This window comes from Burkholderia sp. A2, from assembly GCF_001729305.1.
GTDB lineage: Bacteria > Pseudomonadota > Gammaproteobacteria > Burkholderiales > Burkholderiaceae > Burkholderia > Burkholderia sola.
Genome location: NZ_LZXX01000168.1, coordinates 1,046 through 1,455, shown reverse-complemented (window position 1 = coordinate 1,455; position 410 = coordinate 1,046). Strand labels below are relative to the sequence as shown.

Annotated in this window: 1 protein-coding gene; it reads left to right on the top strand. The window is 63.4% G+C overall.

The window, feature by feature from the left end; genetic code table 11:
* Positions 1-239 precede the first annotated feature (239 nt).
* On the top strand, positions 240-410 hold a 171-nt coding region (locus tag A9Z05_RS38505; RefSeq protein WP_141723543.1), incomplete at its 3' end, for a twin-arginine translocation signal domain-containing protein.

Below are 410 nucleotides of genomic sequence, written 5' to 3'. Positions count from 1 at the left end.
TCGACTTCCTCGAACGTGGCCCCGTGCGCGGTCGTCAGTCCCGGCTGCGAGCGGCTTGCGGATTCGGCGGCGCAAAGGCCGGGGCGTTGTGAACGGCACGATGTACGACGGCATCCGGCCGCACGCAAACGGCCAACGGATCGCCCCGCGACCACCCGTCGCAGCCCGGCTGAAACCCGTTATAAGAATTCCAATAAGTATTTCATGCGGGAAATACTATAGGCGATATATCAAAAACAATGCCAGAATGCGCGCCGCTCCGAACGCCGCGACACCCGAGCGCCGTCCGAGCCGCTTCAGGAGGTTTCCCCCCAATGAAAAACCACGGCCTGTCACGGCGGGGTTTTCTGAAAGCCAGCGTGCTGGCGGGCGTCGCGGTGTATGTCGCGCCCATCGGCAGCCGCGCGTTC